The sequence below is a fragment of the Brucella intermedia LMG 3301 genome (assembly GCF_000182645.1).
Lineage (GTDB): Bacteria > Pseudomonadota > Alphaproteobacteria > Rhizobiales > Rhizobiaceae > Brucella > Brucella intermedia.
Map to the genome: position 1 here is coordinate 2090745 of NZ_ACQA01000001.1, position 23575 is coordinate 2114319.

Below are 23575 nucleotides of genomic sequence, written 5' to 3' on the forward strand. Positions count from 1 at the left end.
GATTTGTTGGACGCAATCAACACTTACCTGATCGTCAATCCCCCAAATGCATTCATGGATATAAGTATCTACAAATGCAGGGCGTCTATCACTCTGCGATTTGAACGCTTATCATCGAATCTTTGTTTCGCGATTTTTCGACTATTCTTTCCCATTTCTTTGATCAGATCTGGTCGTTCGGCCAGCTTGCGCATAGCCGCAGCGAGAGCCGCCGGGTCCCGAGGGGGCACCAGAAGCCCGTTTTTCCCCTCCTCTACAGTATCCCGGCATCCCGGAACCGTGGAGGTAATGATGGGCATTTCCATTGCCATCGCTTCCTGGATACTGCGCGGAACCCCTTCTCGATAGAATGAGGGGAGGACAAAGATACTGCTCTCTTCAAGCCATGGCTTGGGTTCCACATGGCCGGGCCATTCGAGAACGCCGTCCTCCACCCAGCCCTGAAGCTCAGACCTCCGCACCGCCCCCGGATGCAGGTCCAGATCGCCCAGCAAGATGAAACGGGCATCCATGTTTTCCCGCCGAAGCTGCTGTGCAGCAGCTACAAAATCATACACTCCCTTGTCGCGGATCATTCGCGCCATCATGACGAATGCTGGTGTTGCGGGCTTTGGCCTTTGCCGGGTCCAGTAATCAAGGTCGACACCGATGCCCCCGAGCAATATGGCCTGTCCGGGCCGAAGCAGGTCGAGACCTTCAAAATCCTTCACATCGGCTTCGTTGAGGAAAAACACATTGTCTGCAGCAGCGAGCGCCTGTCTGTAGAGCGCCACGGATACGCCGCGCGCTACCTTGCGTCTCAGTTCCTCCATAATCGTGCCGCCTGCTCCAAAGGCCCACCCCAACCCCTCGATCATGGCAAAACGTTTGGGAACCCCGGCCTTCTTTGCGGCCAGGGTGCCAAGGATGGCGGGCTTGGGTGTGTAACCCAGAGTGATGTCGGGCCGGATTTCAGCAATCCGGGCTGATATTTCGCGGTATGCGAAGAGGTCCCGGAAGGGGTCCATGCCCGTTCTGGAAAGCGTGAGATCGATCGGTGTAGCGCCCAGTTCCCTCACCGCTGACCGCGTTGCATCCGTGTAACCCGGCGCCAGCGCAAAACACGCGACACCGCGCTCCGACAAATCCTTCAACAGGCTTCCCCGAAAGTTGACGACGGAGAAAGCCTGATTCCCGATCAGGACAAGACGCTTAGCCATGGAAAGCACCTGCGGCTGTGCGTTTTCCATAGTGCTTTTCCAGAATCTGGACAGAGTTCCTGATTGCCTGCTTCCAGTTATCGGTTTGGCGCATTTCCACGCTTATCCAGCCGCTATAAGCACTGCCGAGCAATGTGGCGCCGAGTTGTGCGTGATCCACGCCAGAACTGCCAATCGGTACGAGATTTGGTTCGCTGACATGAAAATGCCGCGCCGCTGACAGCACGGCTCCATCCACCATGTGAGATTCATCATTGGCGAAATAAGTGCCTGAATCGAACTGCAGGCCGAAGCCACGCATGCCGACCGCTCCAACAAGCGCCAGCGCATCGAGGGTGTGTGTAATGAAACGACAATTATAGATTTCCGGATTGGCTTCGAAGCATAAAGCCGAATTGCGCGCGGCAAAAAGGGGCGCAACGGCGCGAAAGAAGCGTTGCGCGTCGTTCATGGCATCGGAGAGCGTCATGTCGCCGGGATTGCGCAGTGCAGGAGCGCCAAAAACACAGGCTCCAGCGCCAAGCCACCCGGCAATATCTGCAACACGGTTCAAACGCTCATAAAGCGCTTCTTCCTCACTTTGCGTACCGAACAGCCGCGCCTCGGACGCTGGGAACAAGATGGCCTGCATCGCCGGTATGGCCAGCCCGCATTGTTGAAGCTGTTTGCGATAGAGACGCACTGTTTCTTCGCTGACATCGGAAAGAGCGCCAAAAATTCTGAATGGAGCGATCTCGATACCATCGAGCCCGAGTTCGGCGACAAGGGCAATCGCTTCTTCCTCGGCAGTTTCCGGCCAGGCAATATTGGAAATTGAATAGCGAAGCCGCGCTTTAGTTGCCCCCATTTTGCCTCTCCCGCGCGACGAATTTGGCAATATCGTCCATTACGCTGCTGGCCGGTGCGATATAGCGACCCGTCTGACCAAAAACCCCGGCATGTCGCGTACAAAGCCGGTAGGATACAGGCGCGTCAGAAGGCTTACCGACGAAAGCATCGGGAAACAGCTTATCGAGAATTGCGCGTGTGGGGACCGGCTCGGGAAAAAGATTGACCAGCTTGAGACCGGCGTGGCCGGCAGTCTCGATGTCATTCCAAAGACGATCAAGGCTATACCATTGGAAACTGCTTGCCGGATCGATTTTGTCGGTCTGGTTGTCGTGAAGCAGATCGAAGATCACATTCTTCTTCAGACCGGGTCCGAAGAGAGCAGGAAGACGAACTATCATAGTATCGGAAAAATGCGCGGTGGCCCATTTTTCAACTTCAAGCCTGTGCTTTCCGTAAGGCTGTGCTTCCGGATCGAAAGGATCTTTGCTTTCGTCATGTAGCTTGGACGGGTTCGAATAAACGTCAATCGTCGAAATCAGAATAAAGCGATCGGCAGTCACCTTCGACAGCGGGTCGATCAGTGCAGCGATTTGCTCCCGATCCCGGTCGGGTTCTTTATTGGCTTTCCACTTAACCGCCGGAACGCCAGCGCAGACCAGCAGGTCGTAATGCTTGCCGACAATGTTTCCAATATTGGAAGAATTGTAGAGGTCGTCGAAACTGCGGGCGCGAAGCAAGTTTGAACCGACAAACCCAGTATATCCGATCAATGCCGATGCCATGTTTTTTTCCAGAGTCTTCAAGCACTCGCCCTGCCGGAGCGATGCATGATTTGCCGAACAAGCAGATAATTTACGAGAAAGGATGCCGTGACTGCGGTGCCAAGCTGGAACAAGATCAACTTGTCGCCGAGTAAAAAGGATAAACTGGTCAAGACCAGCGCGCGCGTGACTAGAGCAGTCAGCGCCGTTATCAGCGTTTGTACCAGCCGCCTGATCGAAAAGCGGCCACCGCCGCCGAAGGTCCAATGCTCATGGACGAAATACACGAGAGCCGCAGCGGTAAATAACGAAACAGCGCTGGCGGCCAGAACGCCCATCCCCCAAAATTGAACAAGCACGTAGGACAGCGCTATATCGAAGATCACGCCGCCCAGGCTTGCGGCGAAAAAGCGCTGGAATTCCAGAATGCGCTTGCGATCAAACCTCATCATTCCACCAACTCGAGCAAATCATAGATGTTGTCGATCTTGCTGCCGAGAACAGACCACAGGCCGGGCATGTCGTCGTGATGCTGCAAGAGTATCGGGCGGCCGTCATCGTGTTCGTTTTTGATGAGAACGGTCTTCACGTCGTAAAGCGATTGGATCCACCGAACATCGCCAATTGCCGGCATATAGCGCCGCGCATCGTTCACCATATGTTTCCAACGTGTCCCCGTTTCCATTTGCCCTGCCATGTCGTAGGCGCTGAAGGGTGCGATATCGTCGGTCCAGTTATGGTGCGGGGTATAGCGAACATGCGTGAGCGAATAGGCTTTTCGGGCCGGATAGGGCATGGACGAAAAATAATCCCCGTCCATCACGGTCACGCCAAATGGCCGCAGCGCCGGAGGCGGTTCGACCAAGGCAATCTCGACCAGTTCATGTTTGAGCGGTAGCGGTCTCAGACCGCTGGCCATCAGAAGCGCATTCAACTGGGCGTAACCGACGTTGAATACGCGTGCCGCCTGCGCCCTTTTCCCGCTCGCGAATTCAACCGTCAGCTGGTCCCCTTGCGCACGGACCGTATTCGCGGGGCAGTGGAAAGCGATTGTAACGCCGGTTTTTTCAAGACGCCGGAAAACGCTGCTTCGCAGAATCGTATAGTCAAACGCATCCTCGCCACAGACGAATACATCTTCGATCAGACCGGCATCGAACATCGCGCGCTGCGATGGTGTTGCTTCCTGAATTGGCGCGTGCATGGCCTTATACATGCCATAGAAACGTTGCGCATTAACCTTGGTGCCATGCCTTGCGATGGCGTAGAGCATCTGGAAATCCGAGACCAGCGCCTCGCTGTAATCCTCGATAAAGCGTGGCCTGTTATGGAGCGACCGCAATGCGGTTACGAGGCTGCGTGGATAATGAAAACCGGTGTGCACGCGCGCCTGGTTTACCGCCGAGGCGCGGGACATGGCTTCACCTGCCCGCTCGCTCAGAAGAACTCGATAACCGAGTTCCGACAGATGGGCCGCAAGGACACAGCCATAGAATCCCGCCCCCACAATAATCACATCATAATTGCCATCCATGGCATCGGCACAAACTATATTCATGGATTGTAGCGGCCCGCCAAAGTGCAGAAGATAATCTTCATGAGACCGATGTTGCCGGCCATATTGATCTTGGTCGGGATCGGGCCATGATCTGGATAGGCGCGGGTCGTCGGAATTTCTTCAGTCTTCAGGCCAAGTTGCGAGGCGCGAACCGTGAGATATGCCAGAAGCTCATAGGTCATGAAGACGTCACGCAGCGGCTGGACGCGCGGGTGCAGCAGATAGCGACGGCTATAAGCACGAAAACCCTGCGTGGTGTCCGTATAACGACGACGAGCCGCAAGGCTGAGTATCGGGGCGTGGAGGAACTTGATCGCCAGTTCGCGCGAACGCGGCGTATTGATAGCCTTGCCACCCGAAATGAACCGCGAAGCTTGCGCGTAATCGACACCGCGGTCCAAAGCATCGATGAACAGTGGGATGGACTCAACGGAGTCCTTGCCATTGCCGTCGATGGTAATGATGCCCTCATATCCGCGATCAAGCGCGTAAGCATAAGCCATCCGAAGCTGTGCCGACAGCTTGCCGCCCCCCGTCTTGGTCAAAAGCACCGACACGCCATTGGCGCGCAACATGGCATGCTTCAGGGAACCATCTTTGGAGCCGCCGTCTGCAATGATGATGTCAGCGGCTTGCGCCTGGCCAAGGCGATGCATATCGACAAGCTGCCTGCTAATGCGTTCACCCTCGTTGATCACGGGAATTACGATGCAATAGCGGGCCGTCTTCGGCGCAAACTCCATGACCTCATAGGCTGGGACGTCTGTGTCCGGAACGGATGAAGCTGATCCGACGGCTGCTTTGGTCAAGGCCGCAACTCCTTCGGCATATTTTGATGAACGGCATCGACCGAAAGTGTCGCGTCTTCGACATTGAGAAGATTGGAGCGCCGGAACAGATCGCCGATCAAACGATCCCCGACCACGCGCGGCGTGTTCCGGGCCTGCTGGAGTTCGAGCGCCCGCGAAATGCCGAGGCACATCACTGCGGCGGCAGCGAACTGTATGCACGCCCAGGCACTGATCATGGCAATTGTCGAGCTCCAGCCCTCCATGACGTTCCACCCGATTGCCCAAAGCAAGACCGGATACGTCATGGTGAAAAGCGCGCCCAGGGACAGCAGCGCACAGCAGGCAGTGGCAAGACGCAGGAGACGAACCGACGACACTGAGATAAGATGCAAGACCAATTCAAGCCGCGAGACCAGATGCCTTACCGAACCGCGGACCCGCGGCAATTCAACCGTAACGGTCTTCTGATTGCGGATATGGCCTGCGACCGTAAAACGGATCAAATGCGACTGAAACGGTATCTTTAGCAGATCGCTCACGATCTGGCGTCCCAGCGCGAGTGTACGATAATAACGTATGTCTACTTCGAAACCGGTGAGGACGCGCATGGCTGAAGCGACGGCCCTCGCAAAAAATGAGCTGCCTTTGCGCTTAAGGCGCACGAACTGAGCACCCGCCCGAATGGGTGCGAGCAATACTTCAAGATCGATAAATGGCAGTTCGTCGGACGAGGATATGATAATCGTATCCCCAATCGCTTCCTGATAACCATGGATAGCCAGATCATCGAAGTCATTGTCGCCATCGATCTGCAGAAGCCGCAACTGTGCTACTTCTCGCCCCAATACTTGTAGGGCGTCATCTGCATAGCGATCAGAATCATTAGCGATAATTAAGACTTCGTAGAAGGCATATCGCTCCGAAATAAAGCGGGCAGCATTAAAAATTGGCTTTTCCGCTCCAAGGAGATTTGGCGAAGCCACAATAATCAAACTAACTAAAACACCAGTATCTAATACGCTGGACCCGTCATAACCACTTGAACGATTCCCCATCATATCTTCCTAAAAGATAAAATTCCGCCGAATACGCTCTACGAATGCTATAAATACTACCTATTTATTTATAACTAACCTGAACCGGCTTCATCAGCAAGGAATAAACGAGGTGGGTCAGCCTTGCGATGAGGAAAGGCCACTTAAAGGGAGTGCAGCGCCTTCCCGGCCAAATCGAAAGACCGGTGACAGGCACTGCGCCTGCCCGGGCTTTGATGAAGCTCTTCAATACAATGACAGGACGGACAGGCCGCGTTCCCCCGATTCATGTCCGCGCGAAAAGGGGTGCGCTCAATATCGCGTTCGGGATTAGCGTGCGCGGGATAACGTGCAAAATCACCGACCAGCATGCCCTCCAAAGGAGAGTTGCTGTGGAATAGCGATTGATTGAATTTGCTGGTACGCCCAAGGGGAATCGAACCCCTGTTTGCGCCGTGAGAGGGCGCCGTCCTGACCGCTAGACGATGGGCGCCTGAGCCATATTGCTGATATAAGCGCCAAAAGGAAAAAGCGCAATCCTCGCAGGCAGAAAGAAACAGGGCGGCAATCATGCCGCCCTGATCAGTTTGTCCTGGAGCATTTCCAGCAAAAGTGCGGTGCGGATTTGCGCAGGATAATGCTTTAAAACAAATAGACAGAGCGGTTCCACGATTCCGTATTAAACGGAACTGCTCTATTCGACATTGCCGAGCTTGATGCGGCCGATGATGCGGGACTCGCGATAATCATAGATGATGAGTTCCGTGCCGCCGTCCGGCAGCAGCGTTTCCAGAGAAAGTTCGTTACCCGAAAGGCTTTGCGAAAGAAGGCGGGTACCGGGCGTCAGGTTGATCTGCGATTCGATCAGCTTCGGCGGCTCCGGCTTTGCGGGCGCAGGCGCGACCTGTCCGGGAATATCGGAACGGGCTTCGTCAACCGGGGTTTCCGGCGCACGATTGATCTTGTAGACAACGGCGACAAGCACCGCCATAAGACCGATCAGCATGACACCGATGGAGACGGCCAGAAGCCGGATCATTTTGCGGCGCACACGTTCCATGGCTGGATCAAGCGCGGGCTCGCCCTGTTCATCCGGGTAATAGCCCTGCTGATAGTCCTGATAACCCGAATCCTGATGATTCTGGTATCTTGGATAGTGTGGATCCTGCATTCAACGACTCCGGTTCGAACTGCGCCGTGTTACGGCGTGTGGCGCGTGATAGAGCATTTTGCAGCCAAATGGAAACATTTGACGTCGCATAAATGCGGTAAAATCAAGAGACAGAGCAGTTCTGACGATTTCGTTAAGACAGAGCCGCTCTCAACAAGGAAGACACGAGTGAAAGAGCTTACGACCGACTCCGATGCCACAGGCAAGCGTCTCGACCAGTGGCTGGCCGCAGCATTGGGGCCGGACCTCTCGCGCAGCCGCGTGCAGTCCCTCATTGCCGAAGGCCATGTGACCATCGACGGCGTGCCCGCCCGTGAAACCAAGCAGAAGCTGCGCGAAGGCATGACAATCGCCGTCGTGCTGCCTGAACCGGAGCCAGCCGAACCGATTGCCGAGAACATCCCGCTCGATATTCTCTACGAGGACGATGATCTCATCGTGATCAACAAACCCGCCGGGCTTGTCGTTCACCCCGGCAACGGCAACTGGACGGGAACACTGGTCAATGCCCTTATATATCATTGTGGCGATAGCTTGTCGGGCATCGGCGGAATCCGCCGCCCCGGCATCGTCCATCGCCTCGACAAGGATACGAGCGGCGTCATGGTCGTTGCCAAGAACGATCTTTCGCACCGGCATCTGAGCGAACAATTTGCCGACCATGGCCGCACCGGCGATCTGGAGCGCGCTTATCTCGCCCTCGTCTGGGGCATGACCGAACGGCCGCAGGGCTACATCGACGCCCATCTCGGGCGCTCGCACCGCGACCGCACCAAGCAGGCCGTGGTCAATGAAGAGCGCGATGATGCCCGCCACGCCATCACCCATTATGCCACGGTCGAAAAATTCGGCCCCCGCGAAGACGCGACCGCGCTCGCCTCGCTCGTCGAATGCCGCCTTGAGACCGGCCGCACCCACCAGATCCGCGTGCACATGGCCCATATCGGCCATCCGCTTGTCGGCGACATGGATTATGGCAGCGCCTACAAGACCAAGGCCAACAAGCTGCCGGAACCGCTGAAGGAGGCCGTGCGCGGTTTCCACCGGCAGGCCTTGCATGCCTTTCTTCTGGCTTTCACCCATCCATCCAGCGGGGAACTGATGCGTTTTGAAGCGCCGGTGCCGGAAGATATGAAGCACCTTCTGGAAAATTTCCGGAAGCATTCTATATAATACTGGCAACCGTCACGGTTGGCCGGAAGGATGGACAACTGATAGGTCTGAAGGCTGACCAACACCGGGATCGGGGGCGCGGTTGTGGTGAAACCGCTCTCTCAACACCAAAGCATTTCCAGCAATAGCGCGAAGCGGTTTCGTGCCGGATAATGCTTGAGAACAAAGAGATGGAGCATTTCCGGTGACAGGGAAAATGCTCCGCCACCTTACATTTCATACGGTTGCGAAACCTTTGCCCCCTGACCAACGTTCACATTGTAGTGACAGTTTGTTTCATGAGTTAAAGGATCGTGTTTTTGCCAAAATCATGCCTATATATGGAGGCTCGCGAGAGGGAAGTGCAGGAGGCAGCCCCCGCGACAGGTTCGCCAGACGGGAACCTGAAATCATAAAGGAGGGTGCTCTATGGCCCAGATGAATCTCCCAAGCATCACGTCAGGTGACGGCGGTCTTACCCGTTATCTGGAAGAAATCCGACGTTTTCCCATGCTTGAGCCGCAGGAAGAATATATGCTGGCCAAGCGCTATCACGAACATACCGATCCCAAGGCCGCCCACAAGCTGGTGACGAGCCATCTGCGTCTCGTGGCCAAGATCGCCATGGGCTATCGCGGCTATGGCCTGCCGATCGGTGAAGTCATCTCGGAAGGCAATGTCGGTCTCATGCAGGCCGTCAAGCGTTTCGAGCCTGAACGCGGTTTCCGTCTTGCCACCTATGCCATGTGGTGGATCAAGGCTTCGATCCAGGAATATATCCTGCGCTCGTGGAGCCTTGTGAAGATGGGCACGACCGCCAATCAGAAGCGCCTGTTCTTCAATCTGCGCAAGATGAAGAGCAAGATTCAGGCGCTCGACGACGGCGACCTCAACCCCGATCAGGTCAAGCAGATCGCGACCAAGCTCAATGTGAGCGAAGACGAAGTGGTGTCCATGAACCGCCGCCTGTCCGGTGACGCCTCGCTGAATGCGCCGCTGCGCGCTTCGGAAGGTGAATCGGGCGAATGGCAGGACTGGCTGGTCGATGACAGCAGCAGCCAGGAGCAGATCCTGATCGAACAGGACGAGCTGGACAACCGCCGCTCCATGCTGGAACAGGCGATGGATACGCTGAACGACCGCGAACGCCGCATTTTCGAGGCCCGCCGCCTCTCCGACGACCCGATGACGCTGGAAGATCTTTCCAGCGAGTTCAGCATCAGCCGCGAGCGCGTGCGCCAGATCGAAGTGCGTGCCTTTGAAAAGGTTCAGGCCGCGGTCAAGGCCGCAGCTTTCAAGCAGCAGAAAGCGCTGAACCATGTCGAGGAAGCGCACGCCTAAAGCGCGTTTCAGATATGCTCTGCTGATCCTTTTACTGCCGCAGAATGGGAAAACATTTTGCGGCAGAACTATTTGAATACTACCGGCCCGCCTCGCCTTTCGTGAGTTCAAACCCCTCATCCATCCAGCCTGTCAGCCCGCCCGCCATGATCTTGACGGGACGGTCGAGGTTGGCGAGCCGCAAGGCGCCCCGTGCCGCGCCATTGCAATGCGGCCCGGCGCAGTAGGTGACGAAAACCGTATCCTGCGGCCACTCCGCCATCTTTGACGCGATGATCTTCCCGTGCGGCAGATTGATCGCGCCCGGTATGTGACCTTCCGCAAAAAGCGCTGGGCTGCGCACGTCCAGAAGCACGAAATCGGCGCCTTTCGACAAGGCGTCGTGCACGTCCGAACAATCGGTTTCGAAGGTGAATTCTGCCGCGAAATGTTCGCGGGCCACCCCGCTCGGTGCTGGTGGAATAGCCGTCACGGCTGATCTTTCCCCGGTCTTGGCTGCACTGTCCATGGACGATCTCCTGTTTTCTTCAGGAAGATTTCGCCTATTTGCCAATGCGCTTGCAATTGGCGAGATTGACAATATACGTAAAGATAATGACAAACCGCACACCAGACCTGCAAGGCCCGCTCGTCGTAGCACTGCTCTATGACCGGCTTTGCACTTTTGAATTCGGCATCGTCGCCGAAATTTTTGGCCTGCCCCGGCCGGAAATGGGACGGGGCTGGTATCGCTTTGCCAGCTGCCCGATCGAAGAGGGTCCGTTGCGCGCGCACGGCGGTTTGCTCATCACGCCCGATGGCAGTTCCGACCTGATCGACGAAGCCGACATCATCATCGTTCCGGGCTGGAAAGGTGCGGACATTCCGGTGCCGGAAGCGGTCAGCGAAAGGCTGCGCCGCGCGCACCGGCGCGGGGCACGCCTTGCCTCCATCTGTTCGGGCGCGTTCGTGCTGGCCGCGACGGGTCTGCTCGACGGCGGCACCGCCACCACGCACTGGCGCCATGCCGAGGCACTGCGCAAAAGGCACCCCGAAATCGATGTCGATGATGCATCGCTCTACCGCGAACATGATCGCATATTCACCTCGGCTGGAAGCGCGGCGGGAATGGACCTCCTGATCGAAATCGTGCGGCAGGATTTTGGGGCGCTCGCCGCGAATTCCGTTGCCCGACGGCTGGTCATGCCCGCCCATCGCACCGGCGGGCAGGCACAGTTCCTCGAACGGCCGGTGACGAGGCGCGAGGGCACGGCAATCAGCCCGGTTCTGGACAGGATGCGCGCCAGTCTGGCGGCGGAATGGACAATCGAGCGCATGGCGGCGGAATGCCGGATGAGCCCGCGCACATTCCTGCGGCGCTTTGCCGAGGCGACCGGCGCCACCCCCGGCGACTGGCTCACCATGGAGCGCGTCGCAGCGGCAAAGGAACTGCTCTCGCAAGGAGAGGCAAGCATCGATGATATCGCCGCTTCGGTCGGTTTTGGAAGCGCCCACACGCTCCGCCATCATTTCCGCCAGAAGATCGGCATCAGCCCGGCGGAGTATCGCAGGCGCTTCCTCGTCGAAACCGTCATCCAACCGATATAAAACCGTCAAACAACTGTAATGGATTGGCTTTAGGGACGAGGGCGTGTTTCACCCCAGCTTCAAGGTCATCCCATGAAAAAGCTCCTGCTCGCCGCAGCTATCGCGCTTACCGCTGCCACCGCCGCATCTGCTTCCGAATATGTCTCCTTCCTCGACTATCCGCAGAAGGAACAGGACGGGAAGGAGTTCTTCACGGCTATCGAAATCCCGCAGGGCAGCTTCACCAAATACGAAATCGACGACAAGACCGGCCATATCGTCGTCGACCGCTATCAGTCCATGCCTGTGGTTTATCCGGCCAATTACGGCTCGATCACCAGCACCCTTGCCGGTGATGGCGACCCGCTCGACGCCCTGATCTACACGCGTGAGCCGATTGTTCCGGGCGCAATCATCAAGGTTCGTCCCATCGGCGTTTTGAAGATGATCGACGGCGGCGACCAGGACGACAAGATCGTTGCCGTGCCGACCACGGACATCGATCCGACCTATGACAACATCAAGGAAATCACCGATCTGCCTAAGATCGAACAGCAGCGTCTCGAAGCCTTCTTCCGCGTCTACAAGCAGCTGCCGGAAGGCCGCAAGGTCGTGGAACTCGCAGGCTTCGACAGCGCGGAAGCCGCGCAGAACGAAGTCGCCAAGGCAATCAAGGCCTTTGCCGAAAAGAAGTAATCCTGTTCGTCAGCAAACAAAAAGGCCGCTCGAAGCGGCCTTTTTTCGTTTTGCGGGAAGATTAATTCGCACCCAGCACGTCGTTGAACGCCTTCTCGCCCGGCACGCCTTTTTCAAGGCTGATAAGGGCGCGGCGGCCATTGCGGTAGGAGATCGGAATATCGATCCATTGCAGGCGGCGCATCAGCGATAGATTGGTATCCTGCGCGGTGCGGGCGTCGTTCAGCCATACGATGAAGAAATTATCGCCGATCTTCGACGGCACGGCGATCAGCGGATTGCCCGCCGCCTGTTCCGTGTCTTTGAAGGTGACGCGCTGTACATTATCCACCACGCCTCCAGAGAAGCCCTCGGGCACCGTGAATACCATTTCGATCAGATGGCTTGCTGGAATCGACTGGTCCGTATTCTTGCGAATGGTCATCTTCAGCTCGACCTTGCTGGTCGGCATCGTGACGGTTGCGCGCACGGCGGGCTGCGCAGGCTGGCCGTCTTCCGGGCTTTCCTCGATCACCGACCAGACCACATTGCCGCGCTCGACCGAATCCGACCCCGCACCGCCGCGCTCTTCATAAAGAAGCGCCTGCTGGCCGACGGCGACGGTCTGGTTCTGTCCGGGCTGCGCGCCCGCTGGCGAGTTCGTCTCGGCAGGTGCAGGGGTGGAAGCGGCGGTGGAGGTGCCCTCCCCGATCCCGTTCGCGCCACCGGCAGGCCCGCTATCGGTTTCGCTGCCGTCCGGCATCAACCGCTGCGTCAGCTTCTGCTCGCCCGCAGGCTGTTGCGGTTGTTCCGGCGTCTGTTCGCCGCCCGTCGTCGCCGCATTGCTGTCGGCTGGCGGCGTCGTGTCTTGAGGCTGCGTCTGGCTGTCGGAACCGGTCGCAGGCGCGTCGCTGCGGCCAAGGCTCGACGCGAGTTCCTGAATCTTGTCCTTGTTGTTCCAGACAACGTAGCCAGCGGTTCCGAGAGCCAGAACTGCGATCAACGCGACAACCGGCCCCTTATAGGAGCGCTTCTCCTTCTTGGACGTGCGCTCGATATATTCGCTGCGGCGGGCCTGCGCCTTTTCCTTGGCGCGGTCCAGCTTCCAGTCGTCGTTGCGCTCGGCCACGAAAGCCGGTTCGTCGTCATCCTCGCCGGAAACGCGGCCGCGGCGCTCATCGTGCGGGGCGGCGGAAAATGCAGGCTCGTCGTCATGGGACGGCGCACGATCCACAGCAGCGCGATTCGCCTCCTGCAGAAAATCATCCAGCGCATCCTCGACCGGCGGCTCCGGCGGGGTGGCGGGCGGCGCATAAAAGGCTTCAACCTCGGCAATGGCGTCTTCGAGAATATTACGCTGGCGGACAGCCACGGCCTGCGAGGCGTTTGCCGTGACAAGCTTCTGCTCGATCGTCGCACGCGCTTTCGCATAAACGCGCTGGCGCAATTCAGGAGACTTATCCGCCTGCGCATCGATCGTCTTTTTCAGTACCGCTACAAAATCCGCCATTCCGTCTTACCCGGTTTCCGCCCGTCCAGATGAACAATAAGCACAGGATGCAATAAATGTCCCAATAATCACAATAATCAAGGGAAAGCAAAGTCTCCGGCTACGATTTAGCGAAGACTTTCAAAACGATGCGGTGAAATAGTGGCAAAATTCACCCTGTTGCGAAGCTTTATGCAGCCGATTGCGTTCTTTGTACAACGGCCGAAACGAAATCGGAGCAGCTTCCGAAAAAGCCGCTCCGAAGATATCGCTCATTGACTGCAAACAATCAGTCGTGGAACGGATCGGTGACGAGGATGGTATCCTCGCGTTCCGGGCTGGTGGAAAGCATGGCCACCGGCGCGCCGATCAGTTCTTCGATGTGGCGGACATATTTGACCGCCTGCGCCGGAAGATCGTTCCACGAACGCGCACCTGCGGTCGTTTCCGACCAGCCCGGCAGCGTTTCATAGATCGGCTTGACGCGAGCCTGCGCGCCCATGGAGGACGGCAGATAGTCGATGCGCTTGCCATCGAGTTCATAGGCGACGCAGATCTTGATTTCATCCAGGCCGTCGAGAACATCGAGCTTGGTCAGCGCGATGCCGGTAATGCCGGAGGTGCGGACCGTCTGGCGCACGATCACGGCGTCGAACCAGCCACAGCGGCGCTTGCGGCCTGTCACCACGCCGAATTCATGGCCCTTGGTGCCGAGGAATTCGCCGATCTCGTCATTGAGTTCGGTCGGGAACGGGCCTTCGCCGACGCGGGTCGTATAGGCCTTGGTGATGCCGAGCACATAGCCGATGGCCGTCGGACCGAGGCCCGAACCGGCGGCAGCCTGACCGGCAACCGTGTTGGAGGACGTCACGAAAGGATAGGTGCCGTGGTCATTGTCGAGCAGCGCGCCCTGCGCGCCTTCGAACAGGATGCGGTCGCCCGCCTTGCGGCGTTCGTCGAGAACGCGCCAGACCTGATCGATATAGGGCAGGATCTGGTCGGCAACCGAGGTCAGCTCGGTCAGAATGGTTTCGACCGCGATTTCCTCAAGGCCCATGCCGCGACGCAGCAGATTGTGGTGGGCGAGCAGACGTTCGACCTTCGGCTCAAGCGTTTCCGGCTCGGCCAGATCGATGACGCGGATGGCGCGACGGCCAACCTTGTCTTCATAAGCCGGGCCAATGCCGCGCTTGGTCGTGCCAATCTTGAGGCCCGAATTGGAGCCTTCGCGCATGGCATCGAGATCGCGGTGGATGGAGAGGATGAGCGGGGCATTTTCGGCAATGCGCAGCACGTCCGGATTGATGTCGATGCCCTGCGCTCGCAGTTTCTCGACTTCGGAAACGAAATGATGCGGATCGACAACGACGCCGTTGCCGATGACGCTCAGCTTGCCGCGTACAAGGCCGGATGGCAGCAGCGAAAGCTTGTAGCTGACGCCGTCGATGACCAGCGTATGACCTGCATTATGACCACCCTGGTAGCGCACGATGACATCGGCGCGTTCGGACAGCCAGTCAACGATCTTACCCTTGCCCTCGTCGCCCCATTGCGACCCGACGACAACCACATTTGCCATTGAAGAAACTCCTTGGCTTCTATTTGAAAATCCAAGGATCGAAGCGGCCCGGTCATCGCCAGCTGAGGCTACAGGGTGCTGATCCCTCGTCTCTATACAGATTGAAACGGGATTGCGCGACTCTTTCGTGCAAGAAATTCCCGATTTTTGAACGCCACCAGAAGCGATGGGCGCTTGGGTCGCTTGAGATTCCGTTTATGGCGTGGCGAAAATGGTGCGATTTGAGAACCGGCGCGCAGCGTACTTAAAAAAGTACGTGAGCACCGGAAGCGAAAAATCACGCCATTTGCAGACCGCCAGAATCGGAATATCTGCGACCTAGCCGGCGCGGACCATATAAAGGGCATCCTCCGAATAGCTTTTCAGCTTTTCCTCGAGCGCCGGGAGATCGCGCACCACAAAGCCCTTCTTTTCCCAGAAGCCCTGCGAGCCGTTGACGGCGACGAGCGACATGGTGACGAAACCATCACGCTCGGCCTGCAACGCCATCAGCTCGACGACGCGGGTGGCGCCGCCGCCGGAGCGGGCTTCGGGCAGAAGTGCAATATCGTGGATGTAATAGGTATTGGTGTCTTCCGGCAGCGCGCCCAGAACGGCGTTGAGGGCCGGAACCGTATCGAGCTTCCACGGGTGACTGACGCCGTAACCCAGAATCTCGTTCTCGCGGGCCAGCACGAAGCAGCCTGCCGGATAGAGTTTGAAGCGGTCCCGGAAGACCGCCTCATCTTCGAAGAAATCGAGATGGACAACATTGGCGACGGCGGTCACGCTCGCAATATCATGCTCGTGCATGCGCCGCCATTCCGGCTGTACCATCTCTTCAACCATTTTCTCAAACTTCTCCGACGTTGAACTCAAGCGGTGTTGCCGCCTTGATTGCCTCTTGAGCCGTCAGTTCGTCAAGTGCTGCCTGTGGAATCTGTTCATCCACATAGAGCATGGCAATCGCGTCGCCACCCGGATGATCGCGCCCAAGCGAGAAGTTTGCGATGTTGACATTGTGCTTGCCGCAGATCGTGCCAAGCAGGCCGATCATGCCCGGAACGTCCTTGTTGGTGACGTAAAGCATGTGCGGACCGACCTCGGCGTCGAGATTGATTCCCTTGATCTGGATGAAACGCGGCTTGCCGTCCGAGAAGCAGGTGCCCGCGATCGAACGCTCGCGCAGGGTGGTCTTCACCGTCAGCTTGATATAGCCGTCGAAGATGCCCGACTTGTCGCGCTTGACCTCCGAAACGATGATGCCGCGTTCCTTCACCATGATCGGCGCGGAAACCATGTTGACGTCGGCAACCTGCGGACGGATGAGACCTGCGAGGGCCGCGCTCAGGAGCGCGCGCGTGTTCATCGTGGCGGTGGAACCGTCGAACAGCACTTCCACTTCCTGGATCGGCTCGTCCGTCACCTGACCGACGAAGGCGCCAAGCACATCGGCAAGCTTTACGAACGGCTTGAGGCGCGGTGCTTCTTCCGCGGTGATCGATGGCATGTTGATGGCGTTGGAAACGGCACCCTTCACGAGATAGTCCGACATCTGTTCGGCCACCTGAAGCGCGACATTTTCCTGCGCTTCCGCCGTCGACGCGCCAAGATGCGGCGTGCAGACGACATTCGGCAGCGAGAACAGCTCGTTCTCCGTAGCCGGTTCCGTTTCGTAGACGTCGATACCGGCGCCTGCGACATGGCCGGATTTCAGTGCTGCCACCAAGTCCTTTTCCACGATCAGCCCGCCGCGCGCGCAATTGACGATGCGCACGCCCGGCTTGGTCTTGGCGAGGTTTTCCGCGTTGATGATATTTCGGGTCTTGTCGGTCAGCGGCGTGTGCAGCGTGATGAAATCGGCGCGGGCGAGCAGTTCGTCCAGCTCGACCTTTTCAACTCCCAGTTCCTGCGCACGGGCTTCGGACAGGAACGGATCGAAAGCCACCACATGCATTTTCAGGCCGATGGCGCGGGTCGCGACAATCGAACCGATATTGCCGCAGCCGACGACGCCGAGCGTCTTGCCGGTGATTTCGACCCCCATGAAGCGGTTCTTTTCCCACCTGCCGGCGCGGGTAGATGTGTCTGCCTCCGGCAATTGCCGGGCGACAGCGAACATCAGCGCGATGGCGTGTTCGGCAGTGGTGATCGAATTGCCGAAAGGCGTGTTCATGACGATGATACCGCGGCGCGAAGCCGCCGGAATATCGACATTGTCGACGCCGATACCGGCGCGACCGACGACCTTGAGCTTTTTGGCGGCGGCAATCAGCTTTTCCGTGACCTTGGTGGCCGAGCGGATCGCCAGACCGTCATAATCGCCGATGACTTCGAGAAGCTTTTCCTTGTCCTTGCCGAGATCGGGCAGATAGTCGACTTCCACGCCGCGATCCTTGAAAATCTGGACGGCAGTGGGCGAAAGCTTATCGGATACGAGAACGCGAGGTGCCATTGAGGCCTCCTTCAAACATTTTCAAACCATGCATTTCCTGTGATGACGCAGACCGTTCTGCTTCAGGAAATGCGCTGTAATGGGGGAATGCGGACCGTGGCCGCCCCAACGCGGACCACGGTGTCATGCATGGATCTGCTCAAGCCGCAGCTTTAAGCGCAGCCTTCTGCGTTGCAAAAGCCCAATCCAGCCAATGCGTCAGCGCTTCCAGATCGGAAGCTTCCACCGTCGCACCGGCCCAGATGCGCAGGCCCGAAGGCGCGTCGCGATAAGCGCCGATGTCATAGGCGACGCCTTCCTTGTCGAGCGCAGTGACGATGCCCTTGGCGAAAGCAGCCTGCTCGTCGGCAGACAAGGCGGTTACTTCCGGATCGACGATCGTCAGGCAAACGGAGGTGTTGGAGCGCGTTTCCGGCTTCACGGCCAGATTGGCGATCCACGGCGTCCTCTCGACGAAATCGTTCAGGACGGCGAAATTGGCGTCGGCCCGCGCAACCAGCGCATCGAGGCCGCCGAGCGACTTCGCCCATTTCAGCGCATCGAGATAGTCTTCCACGCAGAGCATGGACGGCGTGTTGATGGTTTCGCCGACGAAAATGCCTTCGATCAGCTTGCCGCCCTTGGTCATGCGGAAAATCTTCGGCATCGGCCATGCGGGCTTGTAGCTTTCCAGACGTTCCACCGCACGCGGGGAAAGGATCAGGATGCCGTGTGCGCCCTCGCCGCCCAGCACCTTCTGCCAAGAGAAGGTGACGACATCGAGCTTGGGGAAATCGAGACGCTGCGCGAAAGCGGCAGAGGTCGCGTCGCAGAAGGTCAGGCCCTTGCGGTCTGCCGGAATGAAATCGGCGTTCGGGACGCGCGCGCCCGACGTGGTGCCGTTCCAGGTGAAGACCACATCGCGGTCGAAATCGACTTTGGAAAAATCGACAATCTCACCGTAGGGCGCTTCGAAGGTGCGAACGTCTTCGAGCTTGAGCTGCTTCACCACATCCGTGACCCAGCCTGCGCCGAAGCTTTCCCAGGCGACCATATCGACGCCGCGCGCGCCCAGCATGGACCACAGCGCCATTTCGACAGCGCCGGTGTCGGAAGCGGGCACGATGCCGATACGGTAATCGGCAGGCACCTGCAGCACTTCGCGGGTAAGGTCGATGGCCTCTTTGAGCTTGGTCTTGCCGATTTTCGCGCGGTGCGAACGGCCAAGTGCCGCATCGACCAGCGCATTCAGCGACCAGCCGGGACGTTTTGCACAGGGACCGGATGAAAAATTAGGATTAGCCGGGCGAACTGCCGGCTTCGCAATCGTCGTCATGTTGTTTCTATCCTCTCAGATAGCACGCGTCTCGTTGGGGAGACGTGGCCCACTTACCGGGATAGCCGAAAGCGCGTTTTTCCTCAATACGGCTTTCGTGGAATATTTTCATCAAACCCGCCCGAATTGCTTCGGGCGGGTAGAATTTCCTTATCGCGTGACCGTTTGCGTCTCCGTCGGCTCGTCTTCCATGCGCGCATAGTAGCTTGCAATCAGCGCGCCGGAGATATTGTGCCAGACACTGAAGACAGCGCTCGGCACTGCCGCCAGCGGCGAGAAATGCGCATTGGCGAGCGCGGCGCCAAGCCCGCTGTTCTGCATGCCGACCTCGATGCTGATCGCCTTGCGCTTGGCAAGCGACAGCCCTGCGAAACGCGCCGCGAAATAGCCAAGCAGCAGACCGAAGCCGTTGTGCAGGAACACGACCGCGAAGATCAGCAGGCCGGATTGCGCGATGGCGGCTTTGTTGACCGCGACCACGGCGGCCACGATGAGCACGATACCGATGACCGACACCAGCGGCAGCATGGGGATGGCCGCCTTGACCAGGCCGGGAACCAGTTTCTGCAACACGAAGCCGAGCGCCAGCGGCACGAGGATCACCTTCACGATGCTGATGAACATGCTCATCGCATCGACCGGCAGATACTGGCTGGCGAAGAACCAGACCAGAAATGGCGTCACGAGCGGCGCAAGCAGCGTGGTGACGCTGGTGCAGGCAACGCTCAGCGCCACGTCACCCTTGGACAGATAGGTCATGACGTTGCTGGCCGTGCCGCCGGGGCAGCAGCCGACCAGAATAACGCCCGCAGCCACTTCCGGCGACATGGGGATGATGCGCGTCAGAAGCACGGCCAGAAGCGGCATGATGATGAACTGCGCCAGCACACCGATGGCGACGTCAAAAGGCCGTCTGGCGACCTCGGCAAAATCCTTGCCGGAAATCGTCAGGCCCATGCCGAACATGATGATGCCCAGCAGAACCACGATCCACGGCGCAAATACGCTGAATGTCGACGGCAGGACGAAGCCGAGAACAGCGAAAATAATGACCCAGACGGCGAAAGTCCGGCCTACGAAATCTGAAAATGCTGCGATTGCTTTCATAACCCTCCCCCCTTTCAGGAAATGCGTTCGACGCATTCGTTCACCTGTAAGGATTTGGGCCGTATATGAAAACCAAAAATTCGCCAAACCTGAAACAATGAACTGCAAGGCGGGCCCAAAGGGCCCGCTGCAATTATAGCAGGGCGTTAAATTGCTAACGCAAAATGCTCAATGGCCGCACGGGCCTGACCAAGTCTCGATGAGACCTGGGTATTACCAGGTCGTGAAGCGCACACCGGCGCGCAGTTGGTGGGACTGAATGTCCTTGTCGCTCAGGGTGATGCCTGCCGCGCTTGCAATATCCGCCCCCTCGATAACCCCATAGCGATAGCCGACATCGAGCTTGATATTGGAGGCCACATCGATGCCCACGCCAGCCATCAGCGCCCAGGCGAGCCGATAATCATCATCCGCCTTGTATGCGCCATAGACCGTATCGATGGAATAACGCACATTGGCAAAGCCGAGACCGGCGCCCAGATAAGGCGTGAAACCGTAGTAATTGCCGAGATCGACATAGGCATTGGCCATCATATCCCAGCTGCGAACATCGACGTCCAGATCATCGAAGCTCTGCTTGGAATAACCGAACGTCACGTCGCCGCGCAGATTATCCGTGAACTGATAGCCGACGCCCACGGACGGCACGACATTCTTGTCCAGATCGTAGCCTTGCGACGCGCTCCAGAAAGCTGTCTCCGTCTGGACCTTGACCTTGGAGGAGATGTTGTAGCCGATATCGCCGCGCAGATACCAGCCGGACCCAACCTCGACTGGCTGCTGCGCCGGAGCGCCCGGCTCATAGCTGATCATATCGAGATCGGCGGCAAAGGACTGCGATACGATGCATAATCCGGCCAGCAGCGCAGCCGGCGAACAGAAGGCACGCCATTGCATGGACATGATGAAATCCCCGCTTATGAATGTATCATCATGTATGAACGGACATGGTTAAGATCGCATGAATATAGGGATCTGTTTACCGTGTTTCTAAAGCATCTGCCGCAAGGGCGCGCGTCTGTCCAGAACCTGTTGAAACGCGCTCTAAACGAAAAGGGCCCGGATAACCGGGCCCTGATTGCTTTGCTGTATCTTCGGCTTACTTGTAAACCGGGCCGTCCACGATAGTGGAGACCTGCTGCGGCGCATAGGCCGGAGCCGCACCGCCGAACATGTAGCGCAGGCCGACGCGCACATCGTGCACATTCATGCCCTTGTCGTAGCCGTCACCGATCCACTGGTTGCCCTCGAACATCTTGCCGCCATTGATATGGCGATAGCGATAGCCCGCATCGAGCTTGAGATTATGCGTGAGGTCGACCGATGCGCCAGCCATGAGCGCATAGGTAAAGCGCCAGTTGGCAGCGCCTTCCTGCGTGCCGCCATAACGAACATCGTCGAGATCGCCCCACTTTACGCGGGTGCCGCCGATACCGGCGCCGACATAAGGCGTGAAGCCGGCGAAATTGCCGAGATCGACATAGGCATTCGCCAGAATGGAAAGTGCGGAGAAACGGCCGCGCTCGTCGGAAGCGCAGTTGATATCGCCGTTACAGGCCGAACCATAGGTATGGCCGTCGAACTTGGCGCGGGTCATGTAGTCGACCGTAAGGTCGGTGCGGAAATAATCCGTCACCTGATAGCCGACGCCGCCGCCCACAAGGAATGAGCCCTTCAGGTCGCCGTAGAGCGTGTTGCTGCCGAAGGTCGGCGAGCCGCTGCCGCAAGTGTCGCAATTATCAATGGTTGCGTAATCCGCATCCTTGAACTTGGCCTTGGAGTAGCCAATGTCGCCGCGCAGATACCAGCCGCCAACGGCAGGCGGAGCGACAACGACTTCAGGGACTTCCGGCACAGGTTCGATGATATCGGCCGCCAGCGCGACAGATACCATGGCCGTGAGGGCAACCGATGCCGCCACACCGGCAAAAAGAGTTTTCGTAAGACTTTTCATATGTCTGCCCCATCGGAGAATCACGCCGCCGGAAGCGACGGTACGGATGTTTGTGGGGAAGACTATTCGGCAAAAGTTAAATCCGACTTAACCTTGTTTTTTTACCAAGCTCATTAAGAATCACTAATATACCGGCAGTGATCCAGCTGTCGGTTCTCACTCTTCGGGACGCGCCAAACAAAAAGCGCGGGACAGAACCCGCGCTTTGCTGAAATTGCTCATGGAGTGATCAGGCGGCAGCACTGCCCTCGGATGAGATCACGTCGATAATGTCGTTGACGACCTTTTCCACCAGACCGCGGTCGTCGCCTTCCGCCATGACGCGGATGAGCGGTTCGGTGCCGGACGGGCGGATAACCAGACGGCCCTGACCGCCAAGGCGCTCGGTTGCCTCAATGATTGCGCTTTTCACGCGCTTGTTCTCCAGCGGCTTGCCGCCAGCGGTGCGAACATTCTTGAGAAGCTGCGGCACCGGATCGAACTTGCGGCAGACTTCACTGATCGGCCTGCCCTGCTCCTGCGCGACGGCAAGAATCTGCAAGGCCGAGATCAAGCCGTCACCCGTCGTCGCGAAATCGGACAGGACGATATGGCCGGACTGCTCGCCGCCGACATTAAAACCGTGCTCGCGCATATGCTCGACCACATAGCGGTCGCCCACCTTGGTGCGGGCCAGCGTCAGATGACGGTCGGGCAAGGAAGCGCTCGAGGCCAAGATTGGACATGACGGTCGCCACGATGCCGCCGCCTTCAAGCCGGTCGCTCGCCGCCCAGCTTTCGGCGATGACGGCCATCAACTGGTCGCCGTCGATGACCGTGCCGTTTTCATCGACCAGCAGCACACGGTCGGCATCGCCATCGAGCGCAATGCCGACATCGGCGCGCACTTCATGAACCTTTTTCATCAGGCCGATCGGATGCGTCGAACCGCAATCCTCATTGATGTTGATGCCGTTCGGCTCGTTGTTGATGGTGATGACTTCCGCGCCCAGTTCCCACAGCGCAGCCGGGGCAACCTTGTAGCCCGCGCCATTGGCGCAGTCGACCACGACGCGCAGACCGTTCAGGTCGATATTGCGCGGCAGCGTGCGCTTGGCGAATTCGATATAACGATAAATGTCACCATCGACGCGCTTGGCGCGACCGACATCGCCGTGGCTGGCGAGATATGGAGAGAGATCGCCATCGATCATCGCCTCGATCTTCAATTCGATCTCGTCGGAAAGCTTGTATCCGTCTGGGCCGAAAAGCTTGATGCCGTTGTCGTAGAACGGGTTGTGCGATGCCGAGATCATCACGCCGATATCGGCGCGCAGCGAGCGGCAAAGCATCGCAACGGCAGGCGTCGGGATCGGGCCAAGCAGGAAAACATCCATGCCTGCGGCAGTGAAACCGGCCACCAGCGCGTTTTCCAGCATGTAGCCGGAACGGCGCGTATCCTTGCCGATCACGACGCGCGAAGCTTGTCCCTTGCGACGGAAGATGTGACCCACCGCCATGCCGACTTTCATGGCGACTTCCGGGGTCATCGGAAAGCTGTTGGCCTGTCCGCGAATGCCATCGGTTCCAAAATATTTGCGTGCCATCTGTTTCGCCTTGCGCTGAGCCATGAATTGCT

At 58.0% G+C, this 23575-nt stretch carries 21 protein-coding genes, 1 tRNA gene and 1 pseudogene; 4 read left to right on the forward strand and 19 right to left on the reverse strand.

Translation table 11 applies throughout. From position 1 onward, the window contains the following. Positions 1-68 precede the first annotated feature (68 nt). From OINT_RS10030 to OINT_RS10075, 9 genes are all read right to left on the reverse strand, one after another. Entirely contained in the window at positions 69-1199 is a 1131-nt protein-coding gene (locus tag OINT_RS10030) for a glycosyltransferase family 4 protein (RefSeq protein WP_230349217.1), read from the reverse strand. Further along, on the reverse strand, positions 1192-2046 hold the full coding sequence (locus OINT_RS10035) for a sugar phosphate isomerase/epimerase family protein (RefSeq protein WP_006473340.1): 855 nt from the start codon (positions 2044-2046) through the stop codon (positions 1192-1194). Before OINT_RS10035 ends, OINT_RS10030 begins: the two co-directional genes overlap by 8 nt. Beyond that, positions 2033-2812, reverse strand: a complete 780-nt coding sequence (locus tag OINT_RS10040) for an NAD-dependent epimerase/dehydratase family protein (RefSeq protein WP_006473339.1) — start codon at positions 2810-2812, stop codon at positions 2033-2035. The genes OINT_RS10035 and OINT_RS10040 overlap by 14 nt, the downstream gene beginning before the upstream one ends. A 17-nt stretch (positions 2813-2829) precedes the next feature. After that, a complete protein-coding gene (locus tag OINT_RS10045; protein WP_006467686.1) occupies positions 2830-3243 on the reverse strand; it encodes a GtrA family protein in 414 nt (137 codons plus the stop codon). Continuing rightward, on the reverse strand, positions 3240-4349 hold the full coding sequence (locus OINT_RS10050; RefSeq protein WP_006467687.1) for an FAD-dependent oxidoreductase: 1110 nt from the start codon (positions 4347-4349) through the stop codon (positions 3240-3242). Before OINT_RS10050 ends, OINT_RS10045 begins: the two co-directional genes overlap by 4 nt. Continuing rightward, the gene (locus OINT_RS10055) at positions 4346-5158 is read right to left on the reverse strand and encodes a glycosyltransferase family 2 protein (protein ID WP_006467688.1); all 813 of its coding nucleotides are present in this window, start codon (positions 5156-5158) and stop codon (positions 4346-4348) included. Before OINT_RS10055 ends, OINT_RS10050 begins: the two co-directional genes overlap by 4 nt. Then, positions 5155-6195, reverse strand: coding sequence for a glucosyl transferase (locus OINT_RS10060; RefSeq protein ID WP_138920921.1), 1041 nt, complete (start codon positions 6193-6195; stop codon positions 5155-5157). Before OINT_RS10060 ends, OINT_RS10055 begins: the two co-directional genes overlap by 4 nt. A gap of 397 nt (positions 6196-6592) precedes the next feature. Beyond that, a tRNA-Glu gene (locus OINT_RS10070) sits at positions 6593-6667 on the reverse strand. A gap of 201 nt (positions 6668-6868) precedes the next feature. After that, a complete protein-coding gene (locus tag OINT_RS10075; RefSeq protein WP_006467691.1) occupies positions 6869-7345 on the reverse strand; it encodes a hypothetical protein in 477 nt (158 codons plus the stop codon). A 168-nt stretch (positions 7346-7513) separates the two neighbouring features. Between OINT_RS10075 and OINT_RS10080 the strand changes: the two genes are divergently transcribed. Then, on the forward strand, positions 7514-8518 hold the full coding sequence (locus tag OINT_RS10080; RefSeq protein WP_006473336.1) for an RluA family pseudouridine synthase: 1005 nt from the start codon (positions 7514-7516) through the stop codon (positions 8516-8518). 408 nt (positions 8519-8926) lie between these two features. Continuing rightward, complete coding sequence (rpoH, locus tag OINT_RS10085; RefSeq protein WP_006467693.1) at positions 8927-9838, forward strand: RNA polymerase sigma factor RpoH; 912 nt, start codon at positions 8927-8929, stop codon at positions 9836-9838. 79 nt (positions 9839-9917) lie between these two features. Here rpoH and OINT_RS10090 read toward each other — a convergent pair whose 3' ends face one another. Then, positions 9918-10346, reverse strand: a complete 429-nt coding sequence (locus OINT_RS10090) for a rhodanese-like domain-containing protein (protein WP_006473335.1) — start codon at positions 10344-10346, stop codon at positions 9918-9920. A gap of 86 nt (positions 10347-10432) precedes the next feature. Between OINT_RS10090 and ftrA the strand changes: the two genes are divergently transcribed. Further along, on the forward strand, positions 10433-11425 hold the full coding sequence (ftrA, locus tag OINT_RS10095; RefSeq protein ID WP_006473334.1) for a transcriptional regulator FtrA: 993 nt from the start codon (positions 10433-10435) through the stop codon (positions 11423-11425). A 72-nt stretch (positions 11426-11497) separates the two neighbouring features. After that, positions 11498-12100 carry an inorganic diphosphatase gene (locus tag OINT_RS10100; protein WP_006467695.1) on the forward strand — a complete coding sequence of 201 codons (603 nt, stop codon included), beginning with the start codon at positions 11498-11500 and terminating at the stop codon, positions 12098-12100. A 61-nt stretch (positions 12101-12161) separates the two neighbouring features. Here the strand turns inward: OINT_RS10100 and OINT_RS10105 are convergent, their stop codons facing one another. The 9 genes and pseudogenes from OINT_RS10105 to glmM all read right to left on the reverse strand — a co-directional run bounded on the left by OINT_RS10105 (position 12162) and on the right by glmM (position 23543). Further along, the gene (locus OINT_RS10105; protein ID WP_006467696.1) at positions 12162-13589 is read right to left on the reverse strand and encodes a hypothetical protein; all 1428 of its coding nucleotides are present in this window, start codon (positions 13587-13589) and stop codon (positions 12162-12164) included. Positions 13590-13857: 268 nt separating this feature from the next. Then, a complete protein-coding gene (locus OINT_RS10110; protein ID WP_006467698.1) occupies positions 13858-15147 on the reverse strand; it encodes an adenylosuccinate synthase in 1290 nt (429 codons plus the stop codon). A gap of 318 nt (positions 15148-15465) precedes the next feature. Then, the gene (locus tag OINT_RS10115) at positions 15466-15975 is read right to left on the reverse strand and encodes a GNAT family N-acetyltransferase (RefSeq protein WP_006473333.1); all 510 of its coding nucleotides are present in this window, start codon (positions 15973-15975) and stop codon (positions 15466-15468) included. Between the two features lie 4 nt (positions 15976-15979). After that, on the reverse strand, positions 15980-17581 hold the full coding sequence (gene serA / locus OINT_RS10120) for a phosphoglycerate dehydrogenase (protein ID WP_006473332.1): 1602 nt from the start codon (positions 17579-17581) through the stop codon (positions 15980-15982). Between the two features lie 139 nt (positions 17582-17720). Further along, the gene (locus OINT_RS10125) at positions 17721-18896 is read right to left on the reverse strand and encodes a phosphoserine transaminase (protein WP_006467701.1); all 1176 of its coding nucleotides are present in this window, start codon (positions 18894-18896) and stop codon (positions 17721-17723) included. A 150-nt stretch (positions 18897-19046) separates the two neighbouring features. Next, entirely contained in the window at positions 19047-20003 is a 957-nt protein-coding gene (locus tag OINT_RS10130; protein WP_006473331.1) for a bile acid:sodium symporter family protein, read from the reverse strand. Positions 20004-20216: 213 nt separating this feature from the next. After that, positions 20217-20906: an outer membrane protein gene (locus tag OINT_RS10135; RefSeq protein WP_006467704.1), complete on the reverse strand. Its 690-nt coding sequence runs from the start codon at positions 20904-20906 to the stop codon at positions 20217-20219. Positions 20907-21102: 196 nt separating this feature from the next. Then, on the reverse strand, positions 21103-21957 hold the full coding sequence (locus OINT_RS10140; protein ID WP_006473330.1) for an outer membrane protein: 855 nt from the start codon (positions 21955-21957) through the stop codon (positions 21103-21105). Positions 21958-22186: 229 nt separating this feature from the next. After that, positions 22187-23543 (reverse strand): annotated as a pseudogene (gene glmM / locus OINT_RS10145) (phosphoglucosamine mutase). Between the last annotated feature and the right edge of the window lie 32 nt (positions 23544-23575).

Bases quoted from the DNA above. Each gene is read 5' to 3' on its own strand.
- OINT_RS10115 (WP_006473333.1), bottom strand. From the start codon at position 15,975: ATGGTTGAAGAGATGGTACAGCCGGAATGGCGGCGCATGCACGAGCAT.
- OINT_RS10075 (WP_006467691.1), bottom strand. From the start codon at position 7,345: ATGCAGGATCCACACTATCCAAGATACCAGAATCATCAGGATTCGGGT.
- OINT_RS10140 (WP_006473330.1), bottom strand. From the start codon at position 21,957: ATGAAAAGTCTTACGAAAACTCTTTTTGCCGGTGTGGCGGCATCGGTT.
- OINT_RS10040 (WP_006473339.1), bottom strand. From the start codon at position 2,812: ATGGCATCGGCATTGATCGGATATACTGGGTTTGTCGGTTCAAACTTG.
- OINT_RS10125 (WP_006467701.1), bottom strand. From the start codon at position 18,896: ATGACGACGATTGCGAAGCCGGCAGTTCGCCCGGCTAATCCTAATTTT.
- OINT_RS10060 (WP_138920921.1), bottom strand. From the start codon at position 6,195: ATGGGGAATCGTTCAAGTGGTTATGACGGGTCCAGCGTATTAGATACT.
- OINT_RS10110 (WP_006467698.1), bottom strand. From the start codon at position 15,147: ATGGCAAATGTGGTTGTCGTCGGGTCGCAATGGGGCGACGAGGGCAAG.
- rpoH (WP_006467693.1), top strand. From the start codon at position 8,927: ATGGCCCAGATGAATCTCCCAAGCATCACGTCAGGTGACGGCGGTCTT.
- OINT_RS10130 (WP_006473331.1), bottom strand. From the start codon at position 20,003: ATGAAAGCAATCGCAGCATTTTCAGATTTCGTAGGCCGGACTTTCGCC.
- OINT_RS10105 (WP_006467696.1), bottom strand. From the start codon at position 13,589: ATGGCGGATTTTGTAGCGGTACTGAAAAAGACGATCGATGCGCAGGCG.
- ftrA (WP_006473334.1), top strand. From the start codon at position 10,433: ATGACAAACCGCACACCAGACCTGCAAGGCCCGCTCGTCGTAGCACTG.
- OINT_RS10100 (WP_006467695.1), top strand. From the start codon at position 11,498: ATGAAAAAGCTCCTGCTCGCCGCAGCTATCGCGCTTACCGCTGCCACC.
- OINT_RS10035 (WP_006473340.1), bottom strand. From the start codon at position 2,046: ATGGGGGCAACTAAAGCGCGGCTTCGCTATTCAATTTCCAATATTGCC.
- OINT_RS10090 (WP_006473335.1), bottom strand. From the start codon at position 10,346: ATGGACAGTGCAGCCAAGACCGGGGAAAGATCAGCCGTGACGGCTATT.
- serA (WP_006473332.1), bottom strand. From the start codon at position 17,581: ATGGCACCTCGCGTTCTCGTATCCGATAAGCTTTCGCCCACTGCCGTC.
- OINT_RS10135 (WP_006467704.1), bottom strand. From the start codon at position 20,906: ATGTCCATGCAATGGCGTGCCTTCTGTTCGCCGGCTGCGCTGCTGGCC.
- OINT_RS10030 (WP_230349217.1), bottom strand. From the start codon at position 1,199: ATGGCTAAGCGTCTTGTCCTGATCGGGAATCAGGCTTTCTCCGTCGTC.
- OINT_RS10045 (WP_006467686.1), bottom strand. From the start codon at position 3,243: ATGATGAGGTTTGATCGCAAGCGCATTCTGGAATTCCAGCGCTTTTTC.
- OINT_RS10050 (WP_006467687.1), bottom strand. From the start codon at position 4,349: ATGAATATAGTTTGTGCCGATGCCATGGATGGCAATTATGATGTGATT.